Annotated in this window: 23 protein-coding genes and 1 pseudogene; 16 read left to right on the top strand and 8 right to left on the bottom strand. The window is 68.6% G+C overall.

Annotated elements, in window-relative coordinates; all coding sequences use genetic code 11:
• The 3 genes and pseudogenes from ACFQBR_RS15825 to ACFQBR_RS15815 all read right to left on the bottom strand — a co-directional run.
• A pseudogene (locus ACFQBR_RS15825) lies at positions 1–224 on the bottom strand (DUF418 domain-containing protein); the annotation flags it as partial.
• Complete coding sequence (locus ACFQBR_RS15820) at positions 221–1,018, bottom strand: MerR family transcriptional regulator (protein ID WP_344177040.1); 798 nt, start codon at positions 1,016–1,018, stop codon at positions 221–223. The gene ACFQBR_RS15820 and the pseudogene ACFQBR_RS15825, both read right to left, overlap by 4 nt.
• A 256-nt stretch (positions 1,019–1,274) precedes the next feature.
• A complete protein-coding gene (locus tag ACFQBR_RS15815) occupies positions 1,275–1,670 on the bottom strand; it encodes a DUF6188 family protein (RefSeq protein WP_344177038.1) in 396 nt (131 codons plus the stop codon).
• A gap of 758 nt (positions 1,671–2,428) precedes the next feature.
• On the opposite strand from ACFQBR_RS15815, the gene ACFQBR_RS15810 reads away from it, so the two are divergent.
• A complete protein-coding gene (locus ACFQBR_RS15810) occupies positions 2,429–3,319 on the top strand; it encodes a hypothetical protein (protein ID WP_344177036.1) in 891 nt (296 codons plus the stop codon).
• A gap of 30 nt (positions 3,320–3,349) precedes the next feature.
• Here ACFQBR_RS15810 and ACFQBR_RS15805 read toward each other — a convergent pair whose 3' ends face one another.
• Complete coding sequence (locus ACFQBR_RS15805; protein ID WP_344177034.1) at positions 3,350–3,766, bottom strand: ATP-binding protein; 417 nt, start codon at positions 3,764–3,766, stop codon at positions 3,350–3,352.
• A gap of 155 nt (positions 3,767–3,921) precedes the next feature.
• Here ACFQBR_RS15805 and ACFQBR_RS15800 point away from each other — a divergent pair, with 155 nt between their 5' ends.
• The 9 genes from ACFQBR_RS15800 to ACFQBR_RS15760 all read left to right on the top strand — a co-directional run bounded on the left by ACFQBR_RS15800 (position 3,922) and on the right by ACFQBR_RS15760 (position 11,509).
• Positions 3,922–4,230, top strand: coding sequence for a putative quinol monooxygenase (locus tag ACFQBR_RS15800; protein ID WP_344177032.1), 309 nt, complete (start codon positions 3,922–3,924; stop codon positions 4,228–4,230).
• Positions 4,227–5,435 (top strand): helix-turn-helix domain-containing protein, encoded by a 1,209-nt coding sequence (locus tag ACFQBR_RS15795; protein ID WP_344177030.1) that lies wholly within the window; start codon positions 4,227–4,229, stop codon positions 5,433–5,435. The genes ACFQBR_RS15800 and ACFQBR_RS15795 overlap by 4 nt, the downstream gene beginning before the upstream one ends.
• 141 nt (positions 5,436–5,576) lie before the next feature.
• Complete coding sequence (locus tag ACFQBR_RS15790; RefSeq protein ID WP_344177028.1) at positions 5,577–5,984, top strand: plasmid replication, integration and excision activator; 408 nt, start codon at positions 5,577–5,579, stop codon at positions 5,982–5,984.
• Positions 5,985–6,085: 101 nt separating this feature from the next.
• On the top strand, positions 6,086–6,337 hold the full coding sequence (locus ACFQBR_RS15785) for a hypothetical protein (protein WP_304453106.1): 252 nt from the start codon (positions 6,086–6,088) through the stop codon (positions 6,335–6,337).
• On the top strand, positions 6,337–7,749 hold the full coding sequence (locus ACFQBR_RS15780; protein WP_344177026.1) for an FtsK/SpoIIIE domain-containing protein: 1,413 nt from the start codon (positions 6,337–6,339) through the stop codon (positions 7,747–7,749). Before ACFQBR_RS15785 ends, ACFQBR_RS15780 begins: the two co-directional genes overlap by 1 nt.
• Positions 7,749–9,434, top strand: coding sequence for a replication initiator (locus ACFQBR_RS15775; protein ID WP_344177024.1), 1,686 nt, complete (start codon positions 7,749–7,751; stop codon positions 9,432–9,434). Before ACFQBR_RS15780 ends, ACFQBR_RS15775 begins: the two co-directional genes overlap by 1 nt.
• 2 nt (positions 9,435–9,436) lie before the next feature.
• Positions 9,437–9,613: a helix-turn-helix domain-containing protein gene (locus ACFQBR_RS15770; RefSeq protein ID WP_083926642.1), complete on the top strand. Its 177-nt coding sequence runs from the start codon at positions 9,437–9,439 to the stop codon at positions 9,611–9,613.
• Complete coding sequence (locus ACFQBR_RS15765; RefSeq protein WP_344177021.1) at positions 9,610–10,857, top strand: tyrosine-type recombinase/integrase; 1,248 nt, start codon at positions 9,610–9,612, stop codon at positions 10,855–10,857. The genes ACFQBR_RS15770 and ACFQBR_RS15765 overlap by 4 nt, the downstream gene beginning before the upstream one ends.
• 307 nt (positions 10,858–11,164) lie before the next feature.
• Positions 11,165–11,509: a hypothetical protein gene (locus ACFQBR_RS15760; RefSeq protein WP_344177019.1), complete on the top strand. Its 345-nt coding sequence runs from the start codon at positions 11,165–11,167 to the stop codon at positions 11,507–11,509.
• Positions 11,510–11,527: 18 nt separating this feature from the next.
• On the opposite strand, the gene ACFQBR_RS15755 is transcribed toward ACFQBR_RS15760, so the two are convergent.
• From ACFQBR_RS15755 to ACFQBR_RS15740, 4 genes are all read right to left on the bottom strand, one after another.
• Positions 11,528–11,998 carry a TrmO family methyltransferase domain-containing protein gene (locus ACFQBR_RS15755; RefSeq protein ID WP_344177017.1) on the bottom strand — a complete coding sequence of 157 codons (471 nt, stop codon included), beginning with the start codon at positions 11,996–11,998 and terminating at the stop codon, positions 11,528–11,530.
• 38 nt (positions 11,999–12,036) lie between these two features.
• Positions 12,037–13,395, bottom strand: a complete 1,359-nt coding sequence (locus ACFQBR_RS15750) for a helix-turn-helix transcriptional regulator (protein ID WP_344177014.1) — start codon at positions 13,393–13,395, stop codon at positions 12,037–12,039.
• 287 nt (positions 13,396–13,682) lie between these two features.
• Positions 13,683–13,883 carry a DUF397 domain-containing protein gene (locus ACFQBR_RS15745; protein WP_344177012.1) on the bottom strand — a complete coding sequence of 67 codons (201 nt, stop codon included), beginning with the start codon at positions 13,881–13,883 and terminating at the stop codon, positions 13,683–13,685.
• A gap of 8 nt (positions 13,884–13,891) precedes the next feature.
• Complete coding sequence (locus ACFQBR_RS15740) at positions 13,892–14,764, bottom strand: helix-turn-helix domain-containing protein (RefSeq protein ID WP_344177010.1); 873 nt, start codon at positions 14,762–14,764, stop codon at positions 13,892–13,894.
• Positions 14,765–14,929: 165 nt separating this feature from the next.
• Between ACFQBR_RS15740 and ACFQBR_RS15735 the strand changes: the two genes are divergently transcribed.
• From ACFQBR_RS15735 to ACFQBR_RS15710, 6 genes are all read left to right on the top strand, one after another.
• On the top strand, positions 14,930–15,286 hold the full coding sequence (locus tag ACFQBR_RS15735; protein ID WP_344177008.1) for a hypothetical protein: 357 nt from the start codon (positions 14,930–14,932) through the stop codon (positions 15,284–15,286).
• Positions 15,283–15,543 (top strand): hypothetical protein, encoded by a 261-nt coding sequence (locus ACFQBR_RS15730; protein WP_344177006.1) that lies wholly within the window; start codon positions 15,283–15,285, stop codon positions 15,541–15,543. The genes ACFQBR_RS15735 and ACFQBR_RS15730 overlap by 4 nt, the downstream gene beginning before the upstream one ends.
• A 136-nt stretch (positions 15,544–15,679) precedes the next feature.
• On the top strand, positions 15,680–15,925 hold the full coding sequence (locus ACFQBR_RS15725) for a hypothetical protein (protein ID WP_344177004.1): 246 nt from the start codon (positions 15,680–15,682) through the stop codon (positions 15,923–15,925).
• Positions 15,922–16,149, top strand: coding sequence for a hypothetical protein (locus ACFQBR_RS15720; RefSeq protein WP_344177002.1), 228 nt, complete (start codon positions 15,922–15,924; stop codon positions 16,147–16,149). Before ACFQBR_RS15725 ends, ACFQBR_RS15720 begins: the two co-directional genes overlap by 4 nt.
• A 60-nt stretch (positions 16,150–16,209) precedes the next feature.
• Positions 16,210–16,788 carry a helix-turn-helix domain-containing protein gene (locus ACFQBR_RS15715; RefSeq protein WP_344176999.1) on the top strand — a complete coding sequence of 193 codons (579 nt, stop codon included), beginning with the start codon at positions 16,210–16,212 and terminating at the stop codon, positions 16,786–16,788.
• Positions 16,788–17,093, top strand: coding sequence for a hypothetical protein (locus tag ACFQBR_RS15710; RefSeq protein ID WP_344176997.1), 306 nt, complete (start codon positions 16,788–16,790; stop codon positions 17,091–17,093). The genes ACFQBR_RS15715 and ACFQBR_RS15710 overlap by 1 nt, the downstream gene beginning before the upstream one ends.
• The last annotated feature ends 43 nt before the right edge of the window (positions 17,094–17,136 follow it).

Below are 17,136 nucleotides of genomic sequence, written 5' to 3'. Positions count from 1 at the left end.
GCGATCCGGTCGGCGAGGTTGCCCTGGTCGGGGTGGAGCATGGCCAGGCCGGCGGGGGCGTCGTAGAGGAACCACGGCACGTGGGCCAGCGCGATCAACAGCAGCATCATGCCCCGGGCCAGGTCCGGGGCCAGAGCCCGCTCCGAGACCGGGGTCGAGCCCGCCGAGGTCGCGGCGGGGGCCGGGGGCTCCGGGGGCGGGGTGTCGGGTCGGGTGGTCGTCATGGTGCGGGTTCCTCGTCTTCCTCACGGCTGTCTGCGCCGGCGGGTCGTGTGTCCGGCCAGGTGCCCCGGGGCGGCTCGCGCTCCTCCGCGAGCCGGTCCCCGACGCGCTTCAGGACGTCGAGCTGGGCGGGGTTGCACAGGACGCGCATCATCGCGGTGACCACCTCGCCGGTCCGGGCCGCGTCCGCCGGGGGGAGCCCGGACCGGTCCAGGGCGGGGTAGTCGGCGAGCACGCCGCGGACCAGGGGGAGCATCTGCTCGGCCGCGCCGCGCCGTGCCCGTTCGTCCGCGTCCGCCGGCAGATTCATGAAGACCTCGTCGACGGGATGGGGCTCGATGTCCCGTAGCAACTCGATGTAGGCCTCCGCCGCCTCGGGGGTGTAGACCCGCGTCATCACCAGGGCCAGCGAACGGTCCTCGTGGGAGAGCCGCCCGGCGACCGGGGCCAGTTCGGCGGGCAGTTCCGGGGGCAGGCGCCGCGCCAGGATGTCCGCCAGCTCGGCGCGGATCCGCCGGAGCCGCTCCACCGCTTCCGCCAGCTCCGCGTCCAGCAGGCGGAGGGCCTCCGCCGGGGGCTCCCCGGTGCGCTCCATATCGGCGATCTGAGCCAGCGACAGGCCGAAGCCGGCCAGCCGCCGGATGCGCAGCAGGACCACCAGGTGCTCGACCCCGTAGCGCTTGTAGCCGTTGGCGGCGCGTTCTGGCTGGTCCAGCAGGCCGAGCTCGTGGTAGTGCCGCACGGCCTTCACCGTGGTTCCGGCGAGCTCGGCGAGCTGACGGGTGCTCCACGCCATGGCCGGCCCTCCCTCCTCGCTCCGGCACGGTGCCTCCCGTGCCGGTGCCTGCCATTGCAGACCATGCCGTCGGGGCACGGTCAACAGCGGTGGAGGGAAACCGGCCCCCGGCCGGTCGGGGAGCGCGGTCCCGGAACCCTGTGACCTGTGCCTGCGCGGTCCGAGAGCCGCCGCGTGTGGTGAGCGACACGGTCCCCCGACGACCGACGGCGGAGCAGAGCGAGGAGGCGCACCGACGCCCCCGGGCCACCGCTGATCAGCGTTGCCAGCCGACTTCCCCGCCCGGGCCCACCAGAACGGAGTCGAACCCGAAGCCGGTGAGACTCCACGACTCGTAATCCGGGTCCGGGTCGACCCTCAGCCCCGTGCCGTCGTCGAAGTCGACGCACAGGGTGCCGCACCCGGTGACCTCGACCTCGGCGACGGTCTTGGCGAACAGGCCGAGCAGCGGCGCCGGAGAGGTGCCGGCCCCCGGAGTCAGGACGACCCGGCCACCGCCCGGGTCCGTCATGGACAACACGGTTTCGATGACGAGTTCCCCGTCCAGGCGGATCCGGCCGTCGGGGCCGTGGCCGGTGAAGGTGATTCTGACCTGGTGGTCGAAGGCCGTTCTCGTGACCTGGGCGCCGGCCAGCTCCGTGGGAACCTTCACTACGCCTCCCGACGTCCTGCGCCACGCACCGAGGTTCGTCGACCGCACCGCCCGTCGGCATGAAGCAGGGCGAGCAGGCGTTCGGACGCGGCCGCGCATTGGCGGTGGCCACTCACCGGGACACGCCGCCGTCCACCGACAACCACCGACGCACCAAAAGGCCCCGCCACCTGTATACGCAGGTGGCGGGGCCTTTGTGCATGTCTGCTGGAAGTGGCTAGGGGCGGGGTCGAACCGCCGACCTTCCGCTTTTCAGGCGGGGTAAAGACGGAGTGGCCGTGCTGGCCTGCGGGGTGGATATCCGCGTGGGTCCGGGTGAGTCCAGCCCCGGTTGCCGTCGTTGCTGTCACCGCTGCTGTCAGACCACGGCCCTCCCCGCCCGCCCAGACGGAGCCACAGACCGCCCGCCACAGGGGTGCCGCACACGCGCTCCTCCCCCGCCATCGCTCGATTAACCACAGGACGCCGGTCACCACGCCTCCGTGCCGAGGTGCCCGATAGCGCCGGGGCGGGCCACCCCAGACAGTCGCACTCCGCTATCGGGTGCCTCGGGATCTGAGCACGTCATCAACCGTTGGCACTCAACACTGAGCGTAACGGGTATGGCCTGCATCACCATGGCCCGAACGGCCATGTAGCGCACGGCCAACGGCCGTGCGCTCGGGACCGGGCGGCAGCCCGCAGCCCGAGCGGCGGCCGAGGGCCGCTGCGACGGCGCTTGATCCCATACAGCCCAACTCGGCAAGGAAGTAGCCTCCATGTCAGGGAAAATTCACATACCTGCAGACGTTAAAACTTGGATCTATGGGAAATTTGCCATCTGCAACGAATCTGCAACGAGGAATCTAAGCAGGCAACATGCGATCGAAGAACCGAGCCTGGACTACGCATTGATTGATTCCCTCCGTGGCCAACAATCAACCTACACATCACCATCAATGTGGAAAGTGACAATCGATGCCAACTCCATGGCCAAAGGCCGCCACTGGCAAGGCCGATGGGAGATTGCGGACATCGGAGTCGTTCTACGCTTTCTTGACCACAACCAAAGAATAGCCCGAACCAAAGTAGCACTTCTCCAATCAAAAAAGCTCTATACCAGAGAAGTCAAAGAAACGAAGGTTTCGGCAGAACTGCCAACTCCCGCGCCAAGCCCTCGAAAGTTCATTTTTGACAACGATTCAAAATATAACGAACTAAACCCAAATAAGGATCAATACGCAAGGATAGAAGAGTTTGAATCACATAGTAGGATTCCCGTTTTTTACCTGCTCTACAACCCCGTGCGCAGCCCTTGGGAGATCTCTTACCCTGCCCTATCAGAGGTCAGCTTGCCCGAGTACGATCTCGGGTGCAAAATTACTCCAGCCAGTTCAGTCAGATCCCTCCTGTCGGCGCAGAGCAGCGCACGACCCCCCTCCCTGGGAGATATTGAAACCGCCATCCAGGAAAGCGATGAAAATCCAGGCACCTTCAAGGGATGGCGCCTTGAAGAATTTATCACTGGACCCTTCTTGGATTGCAGCGAAGGGCGAATTTTTGAAGATCAAATGGATCTTGACCTATTCAATATGATCTATGCCAGATCGGCACCCATACAGTCAGCGATCAGCATAGACATAACGAACCCAAGCGACTGGGTTTACTAGAAAGCGACCCATTGACTCTTGCAAGGAAAGCTAGCCTTTCAGCAAGAACCAGGTCTTGCGGCCGGAAAGGGTGGCGTGGCTGCCCCATGAGGTAGCCAGAGCGTCAACGAGGAACAGGCCGCGACCGTGTTCGGCGTCGGGTTCGGGTTGCGCCACATATGGGGCGTCGAAATACGAACCGCCGTCGTGGACAGTGACGCGCACACTGTGGCCGTGCTCGTGCTCGATGAGGACGCCGAACCCCGCCCCGGGGAGGTTGGACGGGGTGTGCTGGACGGCATTGGTCGCCAGCTCGCTCGTGAGTAGTACCGCGTCGTCCACGACCGGGCAGTCGCCCAGACGGTCGGCGACGAACGCGCGTACGGCGGCAACCTGGTCGGGACGACCGTAGAACCACCCGTGATGGATGGTCACGGTGTGCTGGGGCCTGTCTGCATGGAGGGACATGGGGTTTCACCTCGTGCTCTGAGCGCGGGGGCGGACACTGAGCTGCATGACTAGTACTATTAGTACGGCTACCGTACATTGAATGCGTGTGTAGCGCACTGGTTTGCGCGCACAATAAGTACGGGTCTTGTAGTCGAAGTGAGGGAGAGTGCCCCATGTTCGGACTGTCTGTGCGGTTCACGCTCAAGGACGAGGCTGCTGCCGACGGCTTCGACGCCCTGGTGGCGGAGACGCTCCCGCACATCCGCCAGAGCGAACCGGGGACGCTCGTGTACGCGGTCCACACGGTGGAGGGCAAGCCGCTGGAGCGGATCTTCTACGAGCTGTACGCCGACCGCGCCGCCTTCGAGGTGCACGAGGAACAGCCGCACGTGAAGCGGTTCCTGGATGCTCGCGGCGCGTTCCTGGCCTCGGTGGACGTGGACTTCCTCGACCTGATGGATGCCAAGGGTGTGCAGGAGTGAGCACCGACTACCAGAAGGCGCTGGGCCGCAAGGTGGCCAAGCACCGCAAACAGCGCGGCCTGTCCCAACGCGAGTTCGCCGGACTCGTCGGACGTTCCGAGACCTGGGTGTCCCAGGTCGAACGCGGGGTGCGCAAGGTCGACCGCATGGTGGTCCTCGAAAAGCTGGCCGAGGTCCTGGACATTCCCGTGTCCGAGCTGGCTGCCGAGGCTCCCATCGTCGCCGCCTCCAACGAGGAACCTCCGGGCAGTAGCCGCCTGCGGTTGATCCTGAGCGGGTCGCACGCCCTGGCCGCGCTGCTGCGCCGCAACCCCGCGACGGTCGACATGGACGACCTCCGCCGGCGGGTCGATCGTGCCTGGGAGCTGACGCACGCCAGCGCCTACATGGAGCTGACCGAGATCCTGGAATCGCTGATCCCCGACCTGGAGTCGGCCGCGCGTTCGGTCCCCAACGGCGAACGCCTGGAGCTGTTCCGGCTCCTCAACGCCGCCTACCGGGCCTGCTCGTCCACGCTGTCCCGCCTGGGCGAGTACGAAGCGGCCTGGATCGCCGCCGACCGCGCGATCACTGCGGCCGAGCGGGCGGAAGACCCGCTCCTCATGGCGGCTGGTGAGTTCCGCCTGTGCCTGACCTTCCAGGGTGCTCGCCACTACGACCAGGTGGAGGCCACCGCGCAGACCGCGTGTGAGGCGCTGGGCGGCCTGGTGGAGGAGGGCAACCCCGAAGCGATGTCCGTCTATGGCGCACTGACCCTGCAACGGGCGGTCGCCGCCGCACGCGGCAACAAGGCCACGATCGCCTATCGGCACGTGGCCGAGGCCAAGCGCATCGCGAACGCCATCGGCGGAGAGCGCAACGACTTCAACACTGAGTTCGGTCCGGCGAACGTGGGCCTGCACGAGGTGTCCGTGGCCGTGGACCTAGGCGACGCGGGCGTGGCCCTGCGGGCGGCTGACGAGGTGGACGTGTCCATCCTGTCCCCGGAGCGCCGGGGCCGGTTCCTCATCGACGTGGCACGCGCCCAGCTCCAACGCCGCAACGCCGACGCGGCCGTGGCCACGCTGGAGGAGGCCGAGCGGATCACGCCTGAACAGGTTCACTCGCACCCGATCGTGCGACAGGTCGTCGGTGACCTCCTGGCGATCCAGGACCCTGCCGGAACAGCGCTGACCGGCCTGGCTCGAAGGGTAGGCGCACTCTGAGTGCTAGCTAGTACTTCATGTACTAGACAAAACAAAAAGTGCGGATTAGTGTGTGGTAGGTCGCACGATCCTTCCTGCTGTGGAGGGGTGCGGCCGACCACACACTTTCGTTTGCGCCAACAGGCGTGGTGAGGAGTCCGCATGGCTATCCAGGGTGCGTTGCCGGTGTCCTTCGGCACGGTGTTCCCGCACGGTGCGTTCGCACTGGGCGTGGAGGCGATCACCGACTTCGAGACCAAGCGTCCGCAGATGGACAAGGAGACCGGTCTGCCGCTGTGGGCGGTGGACGTGATCGACGCCGACCCCGAGGCGCGGGGCAAGGCCAAGTCGGTGAAGGTCAAGGTCGCCGCCGAGGTCTGCCCGACCTTGCCCGACGAGGTTCCGGGGCTGCCGTTCCGGCCGATCGAGTTCGAGGCGATGGCGGTCATGCCCTACATCGACGACAACGGCCGCCGTCCCCGGGTGGCGTACTCGTTGCGGGCTCGTGGCGTGAAGGCTCCCGGTGGTGCTGCGGGCGGTCGTCGCGCCCCCGCCAAGGATGCGGCCTGAACGCCGCATGACATGAGACGGGGCGGCCTGGTGCTCCAACACCTAGCCGCCCCTACAACCCTCCCGGAAGCTTCCCAACTTTCAGAAGAGGTGTCCTCAGTATGTCCGAAAACCGACCCGACGTGTCCACGCTGACCGGCTCGCAGCTCGTCCGGGCCTTCCTCGCAGAGTTCGACAAGCCGCGCACGACCACGGCCGAGCGTGCGGCGTTCTTCGACTTCAAGGCGCGCGTGTTCGCCGCCATCGCCGAGCGGGACGACAACCCCGAAGCGGGCCGCGCCGCTTCTCGGGCCCGGGTGGCCCGTGACCGGCTCCTGGCAGAGATCGACACCGTGAACGGCGGTGAGGTGTGATGCTGCGTCAGCCCAAGGTGGGCGCTGCCCAGACCTCTCCGACGCTCCCCACTCCCGCCCAGGGGGTGCGGTTCACGACGCCGATCGTGGAAACCCCGGGCATCGTCGTGCTGGCCTCCTGGATCTGGCGGCTGACCCGGTTCCTGGTCGCGCTGCCGTTCCGGTTCCCCGTCCTCGTCGCCACCGTGACCGTGTCGTTCGCCGCGTGGTGGTGGCTGGGCTGGCCGGGTCTGGCCGGACTCTGGGCCACTGCCGCTGTAACCTCGCTGGTGTGGTGGCGCACCTGGCCCGACTCCTACCGGACCTGGGTCACCCTGCGCATGCTCGCCTGGTGGCGGCACGTGTTCGTCTACCGGCGGCACTGGCAACCCGTGCTGGTGATCTCCGGGCTGGCCGAGTCCTACCAGGAACGCCGCTACCTGCCTCGCATTCGTCGCGTCACCTGCGACACCTGGGCCGACCGCGTCCGGGTCTCCCTCGTCACGGGCACCGCTCCGGCCGACTTCGAACACCGGGTGACCGAACTGGCGCACGGGTTCGCCGCCCCCTCCTGCCGGGTGATCGCGAACGGACCCCGTGACATCACCTTGGAGTTCCCTCGGCGCGACACCCTGGCCGAACCCCTCGACGCTTTCCCGATGACCCACCACGTAGAACTCGACGCCCTTCCCGTGGGACGGCGTGAGGACGGCTCGCCCTGGTTGCTCAGGCTCCATGGCACGCACGTCCTGGTGGTCGGTGTGACCGGGGCCGGGAAGGGCTCGGTGATCTGGTCGGCGGTCCGGGCCATGCTCCCCACGTTGGCTGACGGGACGGCACAGGTGTGGGCGATCGACCCCAAGCGAATGGAACTCGCCTACGGACAGGACCTGTTCGCCCAGTACGCCGACGACGGAGAGTCCGCCGTCGTCCTGCTCGAACGGGCAGTGGCCGACATGCAGGAACGGGCACAGCGCTACGCGGGCAAGCAGCGCTCTCACGTGCCCACGACCGATGACCCGTTCATAGTCGTGCTCCTGGACGAGGTCGCGTTCCTGACCGCCTACCACCCTGACCGTGACGTGCGGCGACGCGCTGAGAACGCCATCGCCACTCTGACCTCGCAGGGACGTTCGGTCGGCTTCGCCGTCCTGGCCGCTCTCCAGGACCCCCGTAAGGAGGTCATGAACCTGCGCAACCTCTTCCCCGACAAGGTCGCCCTTCGGCTGGACGAGGCATCGCAGGTGGACATGGTCCTCGGTGAGGGTGCCCGGGAACGCGGCGCTGAGGCGCACCTGATCGACCCCACGCTTCCCGGTGTGGCCTACGTGCGGATGGAGGGCTCGCCGGCCCCGGTGCGAGTGCGGGCCTCTTACGTCTCCGATGACGACATCGCGGCCATGGTCGCTGACCACGGGGCAGAGGTGGTCTGATGCCTACCCCTACTGGGAAGAGCACTCGGGCTGAACGGCTGGCGCAACCTCTGGCCCGTGAGGTCGCCGAACAGGTCGCCGCCGATCACGGTGTGTGCATCCGGCCGGTGTCCCTCCGACGCACCGACATCACGACCGGTGCCACCGAGGTGATTGACGTCCCGTGCGGGTCCACGCTGGAATCCCGCTGTCCGGCTTGTGCAAAGCGGAAGAGGTCGCTGCGGCGGACGCAGTGCGAAGAGGGCTGGCACCTGGCCGAGGAACCCGTGGTGCAGCCGGATCCGCCCTCCGAGGAACAGCGCGGGTGGGTGGAACAGCGGGCCATGGTGACCGCCGAACGGAACCGGCTCGCCTCCACGGGTGCCGCGTCGGCTGAGGACCTGGCACGGCTGGACGCCGTGATCGCTGACCTGGACGAGGAGATCACCGCATCGGGGCTGCGGGGATCGGTGACCCGTTCGGCCGATTCCTCGTCGTCGGGGTCGCGTCGGGTGCGCTCGACCAAGCGCCGACAGGACGTCCCGGACCTTCCCAAGCGGCCGATGACGCGTAAGACGGTCGGACGCGCGTTCACCGATCCGACCTCGGGCAAGGTGTTCCGGCCCTCGCTGTTCATCACGCTGACGCTCGACTCGTACGGGCGGGTGCGTTCGGACGGGACCCCGGTCGACTTTGCGACGTATGACTACCGGCGGGCGGCTCGGGACGCGCTGCACTTCTCCAAGCTGGTGGACCGGTTCGTGCAGAACCTCCGGCGGGTCGCGGGCTTCGATGTGCAGTACTTCGCGGCAGTGGAACCGCAACGGCGTCTGGCTCCGCACTTGCACATGGCCACACGCGGCACCATTCCCCGGGCGGAGCTGCGCCAGATCGCCGCCGCGACGTATCACCAGGTGTGGTGGCCGAATGCCGACACGGTCCGCTTCGAGGGTCAGCACCTGCCGGTGTGGGACGAATCCGCGGGGACCTTCCTCGACCCCACCACGGGCGAGGTACTGCCTACGTGGGACGAGGCGTTGGACGCCCTGGATGAGGACCCCGATGCCGAACCCCATCACGTGGCGCGGTTCGGGCGCCAGGTGGATGCCAAGGGAGTGGTCGCGGGCTCCGCTGATGCTGACCGGTGTGTCCGTTACCTGGCCAAGTACCTGACGAAGGACATCGCTGACTGCCATGCCGCCGAGACGGGTCGCCAGGAACAGCACGTGGACCGGCTCCTGGACGCGTTGCGCTTCGAGCCGTGCTCGTCCCGGTGCTCGAACTGGCTCCGCTACGGCATCCAGCCGGAGAACGCCAAGGCGGGGATGCGTCCCGGGTTCTGCCGGTCCAAAGCGCACCGACGTGAGTACTTGGGCTACGCGGGCCGCCGCGTTCTGGTCTCCCGGAAGTGGTCGGGCAAGACCCTCGCTGATCACAAGGCGGACCGGCTGGCCTGGGTCCTGGACGCCCTCGGTGTCGACCCCACCGACGACGGCCAGGGCGACGAGGACAACCCACGTCCCTCACTGCTGTCGGTCGCCTCGGGCTCCTTCGCCTGGGAGCTGGCACGTCCCACCGACCCGGACGTCGCTCCCCGCGAACAACGCCTCCTCCGAGCCGTGGGCGAAGCGCTAAAACGCCGCGCCCAACTCGACGCCGCTCGAACTCCCGAACATTCGGCAACCCCTGAGCAGGAAGCAGCGTGATCATGACCGAACTCCTCCTGACCGTCGAAGAGGCCGCCGAGCGTCTGCGCGTGAGCCGCTGGATGGTCTACAACCTCATCCGTTCCCGCACCCTCCGCACGGTCAAGATCGGGCGTCGCCGCCTGGTCCCCGTCGCCGCGCTCCCCGAGTGCCTGGAAGCCCTGGAGGACGCGGCGTGAGCGCTTCTGAGAGCAACAACAACCGTCGCAAGAGTCGTCGGCGGGCCAACGGCGAGGGAAGCATCTGGAAGCGCAAGGACGGCCGTTGGGCCTTCGCTGGATACGTGTTGGCCACTGACGGCACGTACAAGCGCGTACAGGGCTATGGCCGCGACCAGGCCGACGCCCGAGCGAAGTTGAACAAGCTCCTGGCCGACTCCGACCGGGGCATCCCCGTCGCCTCAGAGAACTGGACGGTGGCCGAGTACCTGGCCTACTGGCTGGAACACGTCGTGCGGGCCGAGCGCCGCCCCAAGACCGTGCAGGGCTACGAGGGTGTCATCCGTCGCTACCTCGTCCCCAGTCTGGGAAAGAAGCGGCTGGCCAAGCTCACCGCTCGGGACGTGCGGACCTTCGTCACGACTCTTCGGCAACTGTGCCAGTGCTGCCGCAACGGCATCGACGCCGCGCGGGACGAACCCCGCTGCTGCGCACTCCCCCAACCCCAATGCTGCGAACACAGGCTCTCCGCGCGCATGGTGCAGTCCATCCACGCCGTCCTGCGCAACGCCCTCCAGACGGCCGTGCGTGAGGAGGTGATCCCGCGCAACGTGGCGTCCCTGGTCAAGGTCTCGCCGCCGCGCTACGCGGTGAACCGGGGCCTGGACGTGGCCCGGTCCCGGCGGCTGCTCAAGGCGTCGGAGCACGACCGGTTCCACGCCCTCTACGTCCTGGCGCTGTGCCTGGGCCTTCGTCGGGGCGAACTGCTCGGGCTGCGCTGGTGTGACGTCGACCTGGAGGCGGGTCGCCTGGAGGTGGTCCACACGCTGCAACGGGTGGGCGGGAAGCTGTCCCTGGTGCCGCCCAAGACGGAGGGCTCGGCGCGGACCGTGCCGCTCCCCGGGTTCTGCGTGGACGCGCTCAAGGACCACCGCCGGCGCCAGTTCGCGGAACGCTCGGACGCCTTCCCCGACTGGGAGGAACACGGGCTGGTCTTCCCCTCCCGCAGGGGCACGCCCCTGGAGCCGGACAACCTGCGCCGGAGCTGGGAGCCGCTGCGCCGGGCGGCGGGCCTGGAGGGGATGCGCTTCCACGACCTGCGGCACACGTGCGTGACGCTGCTGCTGAACCTGGAGGTGCCGCCGCAGGTGGTCCGGGAGATCGTGGGCCACAGCGACATCGGGGTCACGATGACGATCTACGCGCACGCCTCGCTCGCCGACAAGCGGCGGGCACTGGGGAAGCTCGGGGACGCGCTCGGATGACCCGGTTGCTGTCACGCAGCTGTCAAAAACGCCCGGAGCCTGTCGGCTTCCGGGCGTCGGTACTGCTCAAACTGGGTGGCTAGGGGCGGGGTCGAACCGCCGACCTTCCGCTTTTCAGGTCTAAGCGCCTGAGCGATGTAGCCACCTGCATAAATCCACGTCCGACCTGAGCGGGAAACGCATAGGCGGAATGTGGATCAGACAGTAGCGACGAGCGTCCGCTACCGCAACCCCCGGAGAACTCCTACCGTCGCAGCAGCCGCCGTGTCAGTATGCGGAGAACGTCCCCCCGACTGATGGAGCCGCGATGAACTCCCGCGCCCTGATCCCGACTGCCGCCGCCCTCCTCCTGGCCGCCGCGGCGACCGCCTGCGGGAGCAGCGAGCCCACCCCCGACGGCATGGTGATCGACGCCGAGGTGATGTGCGAGGAGTTCGTCGAGCGCGAGCTGGACGCCGCCGTCGAGATCTCCGACAGCCAGGCCACGGTCGCCGACCCGGACGCGTGGACGTACGAGGCGACCGGCACCGTCGACTACGAAGACGGGACCGGCCCCGTGCGCGCCTCCTATACGTGCACCATCGCTACCGACGAGACTGGCGAGGAGTGGACGCTCGAGGAGCTGACCTTCGAGGAGCGGAGGACGGGCTGAGGGGCGCGGCCCTCCTCGTCACGTCGACGGGGTCCAGTAGTCCTTCAGCATCTCGCCCGGCCACGAGGGCTGACGCACTTCGCCTCGAGGGCCGAACTCGGCGAACCAGGGCGCGATGTCGTACACGGGGGTGCCGTCGACGGCGTCCAGGTCCTCCACGTGAAGGTCGCGGCCGGCGACCCGGAGCAGGCGCGGGTGTGAGATCGCGATCCGGGCGGGGCGCCGGTGGTTGCGGTGCACGAACGTCCCCGTCTTCGGCCACGCCTCGTTCCCGCGCGGGTGGCGCGAGCCGAGGTGGACGTCGGCCTGCGAACCCTGGCTGAAGTGCCACACGACCTCGAGGTGGGAGAACTCCTCCAACCCCTGCAGGGTGTCCAGGGGCAGGTCGTCGTTGAGGCGGATGAGTGAGCGGACGCCGCCCCAGAAGTCGTCGGCGACCTCCGTTCGCCCGCCGACGACGGTGGCGATGGGGGTGAGGGTGACGGTCACGGTCTTCTCCTGATTCGGGGGGGCCGGGACGGACCAGGCTACCCCCGGAGGATCTCGGCGGCCCTGCGGTCGACGGCGTCCGCGGCCGGGATGCCGCGTCGGCGGACAGTGCTGAGCGTGGAGCGCATGGTCTGGACCGTGGCCCGCGCCCGGCCCGAGCGGACGCCGTCCATCGCGTCCAGGGCCCGCGACCACGTGGCGCAGGCCGCGTCCATCTCCCCTCGGGCCGCCTGGATCTCCCCGAGGTATCCCAGGGTCACGGCGTGGGTGCGGGAGAAGGAGCCTTCCCTGAGCTGGACGCTGCGCTCGAACGCGGCCTGTGCCCCGGTCAGGTCTCCCATGGCCTGCAGCGTGCGGGCGGTCTCGTGCGCCAGGCTCGCCTGCCCGAAGAACCACACCCGGGAGGGTTCGGCGTCCTCGCCGCCGGTCGCGTCGCTCAGGTCGTCCTCAGCCCGCAGGAGAGCCCGCGACGCCCCCTTGGGGTCGCCGGTGCGGGCGAGGCTGCGGGCGTGGACCACGCCGAGCAGGGCCCGTTCCCGGGAGCTCGCGATGTCGTAGCAGGACGTGGCGGCATCGGTCAGAGCTGCGGCCTGCTGGTGGTGGCCCAGGTCCATCGCCTGGTGTGCGAGGGCGCGGAGGATGTGGCCGACGAGCGCACGGTCACCGGCCTCCGCCGCCAGCTTCGTGGCGAGCTGCAGGTAGTGCTGGGCGGTGCCGTGCCGGTGCGCGTCGAAGCTGGACCACCCCAGCACGTAGACCAACTCGCCGGCCGCGGCGAACAGGTCGCACCGCTGTGCCTCGCTCGTGGTGCGGCGGCGGAGCGTCGGCAGGACCTCGTCGTTCAGCAGCACGGTCGCGGCCCTGGCCCCGTAGCCGCCCCCACGCGTCTGGTCCAGGCGCTGGAAGAGCGTGGTGGCTTCGCGGATCGCCTCGACGTCGTCGTCGGAGACGGACCGGTGCTCGGTTGGGCGTGAGCGGGCCCGCTCCAGGGACTGGTGCCACCACGTCTGGTCGGGCAGCGTCAGCTCCGCGACGGAGTAGATCGCGGCACCGATGAAGCCCCGTCTGTCCACGCCACTCCCCAGGTCGGCCAGCGCGGCCAGGGTATCGACCTGCCATCCGGCGGCCGGAGGCGGCACCGGGGGTGCATCCAGGCCGATCTCTTCCCACCCCACCGGACGCCCCAGACCGCGAGACAGGGCCTCGCGGAGTACTTCAGGCGCCGGGTCCTGGGGGTGGGCTCCGGCGAGCCACATGGAGATGGTCGACCGGCCGACGGTCTCCAGCGACGCGTGCCCCATCTCCCTGGCGACTCGCCCCACCCGGGTCGCGGCCTGCTGCTGGGTCCAGCCGAGTTCAGCGAGGAGGTCCTTGAGCTGGCGGTTGGGGCTGCGCACTTCCGCCCTCCGAAATGGCGTTGGCACCGTTGGCAAAGGTCCTGGCGACACATCCATGCCGACCAGGGCCTGGAAATGGTTGTCTCACCATAACGATCCCTGTCACAGACCGGCGGGGGTTCACCCAGACCAACGGGTCCAGTGTCTTGGGAGCGGCCACCGCGCCCACCAGAGGCGCTGAAGACGACGTCCATAAAGGTGGCTGACAGCGGTGGGAGCGCGTACGATTGGCGGCGGAGTAGATGAGGGGCCCCACCGGCAGGTGGGGCCCCTTCCCGTTGTCGGGACTACTTGGCCTTCGTGCTCCTCAGGAAGCGGGCCCACTCGGGGGACTCGAACAGGAGCGCACCCAGCTCACGGTGCTGGGTGTCGCGCACGGCCGACACCCCGGGGAGGTCACCGGCCTCCACGCAGTCCTGACCCTGGGGGCTGGAGTAGCTCGATTTGCGGAACGAGAAGTCGTCGGCGGAGTGGAGTAGATGGGTCACGGCTTTCCTTAGAGGTCGTGCAGCATTTTGTGGAGATGTGCAGCCGTCTCCGCAGGGGAGGCGGCAGCGGCCGATATGTGCTGGAACTGCCAGGCGTACCGGTCGGTCTTCCCAGGGTCCTCCAACAGGAGGCTCTCAGTGAGATTTTCCAGGTGAACGATGGGCCTGTCGCCCGCCCCGAATTCGAGCATGGAGAACGGCGCACTCATGCCCGCGTGGGCACCGGCCGAATCGAGCATCACCTGAACCGTCAGGTGCTCGGCCTCGGTGAGGGTGAGCAGGTGCTGCAGCTGGCCACGGTGAACGTCGCGGCCACCCACCGGCTTGCGGATGGCCGCTTCATCGACGATGGCCCACACCTGGGGCGGGTCCTCGCGGTCCAGGAGGCGCTGGCGTGTCATGCGTGCCTCGAAGCGCCGCTCGACCTCTTCGGGGTCGCGGATGTCAGCGCCCATGACCATGGCTGCGGCGTAGTCGCGTGTCTGGAAGAGGCCGGGGACGACGAACTGCCATGTGCGCACCTTCGCGGCCGACGCCTCCAGCCCGATGTAGTCCGTGGAGCCGTACAGGTCCTCGACATCGGTCCACCACGCCTTGCTCCGGCCTTCCTTCACCAGGCCGAGCATGTAGTCGCGGTAGGCGGGGTCGGTGGCGCCGTAGTAGTCGAGCAGGTCCACGACATCGCGGCGGCTCGGGAGCTTCCACTGGTTGTTCTCGATCCTGGACAGCTTCGACCGCTGCCACCCCAGTGCATCTGCCACGTGGGCCGGCGTCGTCTTGTTCCCGTCCGGCTGCCGGTGCGCGTCGCGCAGCCCCGCCAGCTCGGCGCTCAGTCGCCTGCGCCTGGCCGTGGGGCTGGCGGGACTGCTGGGTTCCGTCATGACCACCTCCTCCGTGTGCCGAAATCCTACGGCCCGGCTCGCAAGGATGCTGACTTTTCAGACATTGCGAATCGGGCATTGCTTTTTCGACAGTGCCGATTCATGATGGAGGCTCATCTACTCCTGTCGGACTCTCCATCCGACGTCCACCCAGGAGGTCGCCCCGTGCGATACCTGAAGCGCCTCAAGGAACTCCTTCGCGAGGCGGTTGCGCCGCCCTCGCAGGGTCGCCACGCCCGCCCGCCCGCGCAGCCGCGCCCCGGCCGGCCGAAGCCCCAGACCCCGCCCGCCCGGACCTTCCTCCAGTGGGAAGCCCCGACGGGGCCGACGTGCCCGTCCCTGATGCCGGACCGGCACGTGATCCGCCCCTATTACCTCGCGTGGGAACGGCAGCAGGCCCAGCAGCGGGCCGACCGCAGCCGCCTCGGTATCGGGGTCCTCACCGACATCGCCGCCACCCAGCTCCACACCGAGCTGACCGACCTCGTCCGCGCCTGGCACACGCAGGGGGTGCGAGCATGAGCACCGCCACCGTCGCCACGAGCGTCGCCGTCGAGGCCGTGTCGATCAGCCAGCCGGACGCCTCCGACGTCCGGGTCGTGTGGGCCAAGGACGCCCCCGGGCTGACACCCGGCGCTGCCCTGGTCGCTCTCGCCCCGGGCGTGACCCTGCACCTGCAGACCGAGCTGGACGCCCTGGACGCCCCGTACCTGGACACGCTCATCACCGCGCTGATCAGCGTCCGCGAGCGGATGCCCGAGGCGGTGAGCTACCGGTGAACGCCTCCGCGCGGCGTCGCCGCAGCAACCGGTGCCGTCCCTTCCTCGTGACCCTGCCGCCCGCGTGGGTGAGCGTCGCAACCGGGGCCGTCCCGATCGTGCGCAGCATCCACCTCGCCCTGTCGGCGGTGACGCGATGACGGCCACGACCGCAGTCACGATCACCGACCTGACCGCCTCCGACATCCGCCTCGTGCATGAGGCGGCCGGGGCCGGGCCGGTCAACTCGTTGGCCATCGCCGGGTGCTACATCGACCTCACCCCGGAATGGATGCGCCCCCACCAGCGCGCCGAGCGCATCGCCGCGCTCGAGACCCTGGCGCGGGCCGCGTTCACGGCCGCTGAGGCACTGCGCAAGGCGGACGAGGAGATGCGGCGATGAAGACCGTCCTCGAGCTGCGCGAGCTGGAGAACCTGGCCGCCCTGCGTACGTGGGCGCGCGCCCACGGAGCCCAGGTCCGGTACATGGGCACCACCGGGGACCACGAGGAGATGTTCGGGGCGCGCCGAGGAGCACAGCTCCGTGTCTGCCGCGCCCCCTACGACCCCTGCCGGGTGCACCCCGTGATCTGGCGGTCCCCACTCGAGACGCTGCCCGCCCCGTGAAGACCGGCCGTGCACCGGCCCGTCCGAACCGCCGGTGCACGGCCCTTCCCCAAGGAACCCATGGACACCAACAGCACCCGCAAACGCCTGTTCTCCACGAACCAGGTCGCCGCGATTTTCCAGGTCGATCCCACGTCAGTCACCCGGTGGGCCAAGCGCGACAAGCTCCCCTTCTTCCGGACACCCTCAGGGCATTACCGCTTCCGCGAGGAGGACGTCCGGGCTCACGTCGACGATGCGGCCTTGGTGGACAACATCATCTGTCCGCCCTGGTGCAGCATCGACCATGAGGCGTACGGCTCAGACATGCACCATCTGTGTCTGGTTCACGACGAGGACGGCGAACCGGTCACCGTCCTCGTCGAGCGTGTCGACTCCGAGGAGGGCCCCCTTGGAGCCTCCCTTGTGGGGATGGTGACAACTACCTCTGGGACGGAGCTGAAGCTGACGCCCCAGCAGGCGCGCGCCCTGGCCCAGCTGCTCACCCTCACTCATGACCTCACGGACGCGGCAGCAGCGCTGGCTCGGGCCGCCGACCTGATCGAGGATGCCTCTCACACTCCCGTGTGTCCCGCACCTATCCCCTTGCGTGCGGGGCGCGCGGGCCCTTCAGCCACACACCCAACGACGGAAGCCTGATGCCCGACCTATGCCCTCCGTGGTGCCGACACGACCACCACCCCGCCGAATCCACCCTGCGCCACGCCCGTGAGGTGGCCGCCCACAACGGAGTGAGCGTCAGCTTGCTCCGCGACGACCCCTGGGTCGGCCCCCCGACGGACCCGCAGATCGTCATCGCCGCGACCGTCGGGCCGAAGACCGTCCAGCTCGCCCTCGACGCCGTCCAGGCCCGGCAGCTCTCCGCGCTGCTGATCATCTCCGGCGCCGACCGGGCGCTCGCGATGGCGATCCTCGACGCAGCCGACCTGCTCGACGCCCCCTGATCCCCGCGCGCCCGGTGCCGTGTCCCGGGCGCGCGGGCACCAC

It is taken from the genome of Nocardiopsis tropica (assembly GCF_042660575.1).
Lineage (GTDB): Bacteria > Actinomycetota > Actinomycetes > Streptosporangiales > Streptosporangiaceae > Nocardiopsis > Nocardiopsis tropica.
Note: the sequence above shows the minus strand (reverse complement) of the source record. Positions and strands in the feature narration are given on the sequence as shown.

Coding starts and splice junctions, on each gene's coding strand:
- ACFQBR_RS15785 (WP_304453106.1), top strand. CDS start 6,086: ATGTCCGAAAACCGACCCGACGTGTCCACGCTGACCGGCTCGCAGCTC.
- ACFQBR_RS15760 (WP_344177019.1), top strand. CDS start 11,165: ATGAACTCCCGCGCCCTGATCCCGACTGCCGCCGCCCTCCTCCTGGCC.
- ACFQBR_RS15810 (WP_344177036.1), top strand. CDS start 2,429: ATGTCAGGGAAAATTCACATACCTGCAGACGTTAAAACTTGGATCTAT.
- ACFQBR_RS15775 (WP_344177024.1), top strand. CDS start 7,749: ATGCCTACCCCTACTGGGAAGAGCACTCGGGCTGAACGGCTGGCGCAA.
- ACFQBR_RS15770 (WP_083926642.1), top strand. CDS start 9,437: ATGACCGAACTCCTCCTGACCGTCGAAGAGGCCGCCGAGCGTCTGCGC.
- ACFQBR_RS15740 (WP_344177010.1), bottom strand. CDS start 14,764: ATGACGGAACCCAGCAGTCCCGCCAGCCCCACGGCCAGGCGCAGGCGA.
- ACFQBR_RS15805 (WP_344177034.1), bottom strand. CDS start 3,766: ATGTCCCTCCATGCAGACAGGCCCCAGCACACCGTGACCATCCATCAC.
- ACFQBR_RS15820 (WP_344177040.1), bottom strand. CDS start 1,018: ATGGCGTGGAGCACCCGTCAGCTCGCCGAGCTCGCCGGAACCACGGTG.
- ACFQBR_RS15710 (WP_344176997.1), top strand. CDS start 16,788: ATGCCCGACCTATGCCCTCCGTGGTGCCGACACGACCACCACCCCGCC.
- ACFQBR_RS15800 (WP_344177032.1), top strand. CDS start 3,922: ATGTTCGGACTGTCTGTGCGGTTCACGCTCAAGGACGAGGCTGCTGCC.
- ACFQBR_RS15715 (WP_344176999.1), top strand. CDS start 16,210: ATGGACACCAACAGCACCCGCAAACGCCTGTTCTCCACGAACCAGGTC.
- ACFQBR_RS15725 (WP_344177004.1), top strand. CDS start 15,680: ATGACGGCCACGACCGCAGTCACGATCACCGACCTGACCGCCTCCGAC.
- ACFQBR_RS15730 (WP_344177006.1), top strand. CDS start 15,283: ATGAGCACCGCCACCGTCGCCACGAGCGTCGCCGTCGAGGCCGTGTCG.
- ACFQBR_RS15780 (WP_344177026.1), top strand. CDS start 6,337: ATGCTGCGTCAGCCCAAGGTGGGCGCTGCCCAGACCTCTCCGACGCTC.
- ACFQBR_RS15790 (WP_344177028.1), top strand. CDS start 5,577: ATGGCTATCCAGGGTGCGTTGCCGGTGTCCTTCGGCACGGTGTTCCCG.
- ACFQBR_RS15720 (WP_344177002.1), top strand. CDS start 15,922: ATGAAGACCGTCCTCGAGCTGCGCGAGCTGGAGAACCTGGCCGCCCTG.